Here is a 4467-nt window from a genome sequence, read left to right on the forward strand (position 1 = left end):
GGGGCACGAGATCGGCGACCACACGCGCGACCACCGCGACCTGACCCGGCTCGCCCCGATCCAGGTGCACACCGAGCTGCAGCAGACGCAGGACGCCGTCCGGAAGATCACCGGCCGGGCCCCGGCGCTGCTGCGGCCCCCGTACGGCGCGTCCAACGGAGTGGTCGCGGACGTCGCGCGCTCGCTCGGCCTCGTCCAGGCGCTCGGGAACGTGGACACCCTCGACTGGCGCGACCGGGACCCGCGGGCCGTCGCCGAGCGGGCCGCGGCCGGCGCGCGTCCCGGCGCGGTGATCCTCATGCACGACACCTACGGCACGACCGTGGACGCCGTCCCGCTGATCGCGGCGCGGCTGAAGGCCGAGGGGTACCGGCTGGTCACCGTGTCCGAGCTGCTCGCGGCCCGGCAGGTCCGGCCCGGCGACCGCTTCACCGGCTGGTGAGACCGGCCGCCGTGCGCGGCCCGGCGCGCGGCCCCGCGCGCGGCCCGGCGCTCCGCTCGGGAGCCGCGTCAGTGGAAGTCGCGTGAGCGGACGCGACCCGGGACGGGCAGCCGCCGCAACCGCGTCGCGCGGACGTTGGTGGCGCCGTCCACGCGTTCGAGCCGTCCGTTGACCAGGAGCGCCTGGGAGTCGACCGCGAGAGCGCGGTAGCGGGCGAACACCGAGGGCGGGCAGACCACGTTGATCACGCCCGTCTCGTCCTCCAGGCTCAGGAAGACGATGCCGCCCGCCGTCGGGGGCCGCTGCCGGTGCGTGACGAGCCCGGCGACGACCACGTTGGTGTCGTCGGCCTGTTTCGAGAGGTTCTCGAACGCGATCGCGCCGAGCTCGTCCAGCGCTTCGCGGACGTGCGCCATGGGGTGGGTGTGCGCGATGCCGGTGGACCACAGGTCCGCCAGCGTCTCCTCGACGGGCGTCATGGCGGGCAGCGAGGGGGCGACGGTTCCCGGTGTGACGCCTTCCAGCGCGTCCTGGCTATGCCCGGCGAGCGCGCCCGCCGCCCACAGGGCCTCCCGTCGCGACAGCCCGAAACAGCCGAACGCGCCTGCCGTCGCCAGGGCCTCCAGCGCCGCCGCCGACAGGGGGACGCGCCGGGCGAGGTCCTCCATGTCGCGGTAGGGGCGTCCGGCCGCGATCGCCTCGGCGGTCGCCGTGCCCAGATCGCGGACGCTCGCCAGACCGATCCGGATGGCGGGCTGGGGCTCGTCCGGCGCGTGCTCGTGCGCGCGCGTGGGCGCGACGGGCTCCTCCAGTGTGGGATGCAGGTCGCTCGCGTTGACGTCCACCCCGCGCACGGTGATGCCATGCCGCTTCGCGTCGGCGAGCAGCGAGTTCGAGCTGTAGAAGCCCATCGGCTGGTTGCGGATGATGGCGGCGGTGAACGCGGCCGGGTGATGCCGTTTCAGGTACGCGCTCGCGTACACCAGGTGCGCGAAGCTCTGCGCGTGCGATTCGGGGAAGCCGTACCCGGTGAACCCCAGGATCTTCTGGTAGATGTCCTCGGCGATGTCCTCCGGGATGCCGCGCTCCGCCATCCCGCGCATGAGGCGCTCCCGGAGCCGCTCGACGCGTTCGGGGGCGCGCTTGGCGCCCATGGCCTGCCGGAGCTGGTCGGCCTCGGCGGGCGTGAAACCCGCGCACGCGATGGCCAGCTCCATCATCTGCTCCTGGAACAGCGGGACGCCGAGCGTGCGCGCGAGCGCCGCCTCCATCAGCGGATGCGGGCAGGTCGGCGGTTCCAGGCCCTTGCGCCGCCGCAGGTACGGATGGACGGACCCGCCCTGGATGGGGCCCGGCCGGATCAGCGAGACCTGCACGACCAGGTCGTAGAAGCGGCGCGGCCGCAGCCTCGGCAGCGCCGACATCTGCGCCCGCGACTCCACCTGGAACACCCCGACCGTGTCGGCGTCGCAGAGCATGTCGTAGACCTGCGAGTCCTCCGGCGGGACGGACTGCAGGTCGTAGCTCTTGCCGTGGTGCGCGCGCACGAGGTCGAAGCAGTCGTGCAGGGCCGAGAGCATGCCGAGGCCGAGCAGGTCGAACTTCACCAGCCCGGCGGCGGCGCAGTCGTCCTTGTCCCATTGCAGGACGCTGCGCTTCTCCATCGACGCCCACTCGATCGGGCAGACCTCGCCGACCGGGCGGTCCGCGATGACCATGCCGCCCGAGTGGATGCCGAGGTGCCGGGGCAACCGCAGCATCTGCTGTGCCAGGTCCCGGACGGGCGCGGGCACCGAGGTCTCCGTGCCGACCGGGTCGCGCGGGTCGATGCCGCGCGACCAGGCGTCCTGCTGGCCGGGGGAGTGGCCGAGCGCGCGGGCGGCGTCCCGGACGGCCATGCGCGGCCGGTAGCTGATGACGTTCGCGACCTGGGCGGTGCATTCGCGCCCGTACTTGCCGTAGACGTACTGGATGACCTCTTCGCGGCGGTTGTGCTCGATGTCGAGGTCGATGTCGGGCGGTCCGTCGCGTCCGGGGGAGAGGAAGCGCTCGAACAGCAGGCCGTGCCGGACGGCGTCCACCCCGGTGATGCCGAGTGCGTAGCAGACCGCCGAGTTCGCGGCCGACCCTCGTCCCTGGCACAGGATGCCACGGCTCTTACAGAACGCCACGATGTCGTGGACGATCAGGAAGTAGCCGGGAAATCCCAGGTCTTCGATGATGTCGAGCTCTTTGGCGATCTGCGCGTACGCGCCGGGCATGTTCTCGTTCTCGGGCGTCCCGTAGCGTTCCAGGGCGCCTACCGCGACCAGGTCCCGCAGGTGGCCGGCCTCGGTCTTGCCCTCGGGAAGCGGCCAGTCGGGCAGCTTCGGCGCGACCACCGAGAAGTCGAAGGCGCACTCGGCGCCCAGGGCGGCCGTCCGCTGGAGCACGCCGGGGAAGCGGGCCAGGCGGGCGGCCATCTCCCGGCCGCTGCGCAGGTGCGCGGTGCCGCTCGCCGGAAGCCAGCCGACCATGTCGTCCAGGGAGCGCCGGGACCGGACGGCCGCCATCGTCTCGGCCAGCCGGGCCTCGGCCCCGGGCGCGGCGAAGTGCACGTTGTTGGACGCCACGACCTGCGCCCCGGCCTCCCGCGCGAGCGCGAAGAGCGCGTCGTTGCGGGTGTCGTCGCCCGGCTGGTCGTGGTCGATCAGCTCGACGAAGACGTTCTCCCGGCCGAACATCTCGATCATCCGGTGCAGTTCACGCGCGGCCGCTTCCGGGCCGCCTTCGGCGAGTGCGGCCGGCACGGGCCCCTTCCGGCAGCCGGTGAGCACGGCCCAGCGCCCCTCGTGCGCGTGCGCGAGGGCTTCGAGGTCGTAGACCGGCCGTCCCTTCTGGCCGCCCGCGAGCTGCGCCGCCGTGATGGCCGCGCACAGTCTCCCGTAGCCCGCGGGGTCGCGCGCGAGCACGAGCAGGTGCCGTCCGGCCGGGTCGGTCTCGCCCGCGCGCGGTGTCTCGATGCCCAGGCTGAGCTCGGCCCCGAAGACGGTGCGGACACCCGCCTCGCGGGCGGCCTGGGAGAACCGCACGGCCCCGTACATGCCGTCGTGGTCGGTCACCGCCATCGTGCCCACGCCGAGCCGCGCGGCCTCCTCCACGAGCCGCGCGGGGTCGCTGGCCCCGTCGAGGAAGCTGAATGAGGAGTGGCAGTGCAGCTCCGCCCACTCGACGTCGGGCGCCTCGCGCGGCGCGGCGCGCGGCGGCTTCGGCGGCGTGCCGCGTCTCGCGGACACGGCAGGCGTCGCGGGCGCGGCGGGCGACGGGTCGCCGCCGCCGTTCCACGTCAGTCGCTTCTCCAGCTCGGACCACGGGACGGGCGGGTTGAACCAGCTCATCCGCCGCCCCTCCGTCCGCTCCCGCTACTCATACGTCGCCTCCACGTGCCAGCGGCCTCCCTCGACGGCCAGCAGGTACGCGGTCCCCTCGGCGGTGGTGACCTGGAAGCGCGCGCGGCGGCGGGCCCGCTCGGGCTCCCACCAGCGCTCGGCCACCGGCCAGGGGCCCGTCCAGCCCGTGACGACCCCCGGGGGAGCCGCGCCGACCGCGACGTGGGCGGGCGGCCCGGAGACCGCGCAGCGCGCCGACACCCGCACCTCGGCGCCGTCCGGGGCGGTCACGGTGGCGGGCAGCGGCTCCGGCGGGACGACGGCCGGCGCCGGCGCCGGGACGCGGCCGGGCCACGGGCCGTCCGGGATCTCCCGCGGCGGCAGGTCGCCCACCGGCACCTTGATCACCTGCTCGCCGGGCCCGCGCCCGTCCACCAGGACCGGACGCGTGACACCGCCGTGCCCGAGCAGCGCCTGGACGCGGTCGGCGGCGCGGGAGACGCGCTCGTCCACCCCGCCGTGCCCCCACAGCGCGTCCTGGCTGCCCACGGCGGGCACGAGCTGGTCGGGGGCGAGCTCCAGCCAGACCACCCCGCCCCAGACGGCGTCCTCGTCCGCGCCGGGGGCGTCGGTCCGCCACGCGGAGAGCTGCCAGCG

Annotated in this window: 2 protein-coding genes and 1 pseudogene; 1 reads left to right on the forward strand and 2 read right to left on the reverse strand. The window is 74.7% G+C overall.

Annotation, left to right across the window (positions count from 1 at the left end; genetic code table 11):
- A partial coding sequence (locus tag AB0J52_RS28985) for a polysaccharide deacetylase family protein (protein ID WP_500185678.1) occupies window positions 1-442 on the forward strand: 442 nt, incomplete at its 5' end.
- Between the two features lie 68 nt (window positions 443-510).
- Here AB0J52_RS28985 and AB0J52_RS28990 read toward each other — a convergent pair.
- Both AB0J52_RS28990 and AB0J52_RS28995 read right to left on the reverse strand, forming a co-directional pair.
- On the reverse strand, window positions 511-3819 hold the full coding sequence (locus tag AB0J52_RS28990) for an error-prone DNA polymerase (RefSeq protein WP_500185680.1): 3309 nt from the start codon (window positions 3817-3819) through the stop codon (window positions 511-513).
- Between the two features lie 24 nt (window positions 3820-3843).
- Window positions 3844-4467: pseudogene (locus AB0J52_RS28995) on the reverse strand (DNA polymerase Y family protein); the annotation flags it as partial.

The sequence above is a fragment of the Spirillospora sp. NPDC049652 genome, assembly GCF_040675125.1.
GTDB lineage: Bacteria > Actinomycetota > Actinomycetes > Streptosporangiales > Streptosporangiaceae > Spirillospora.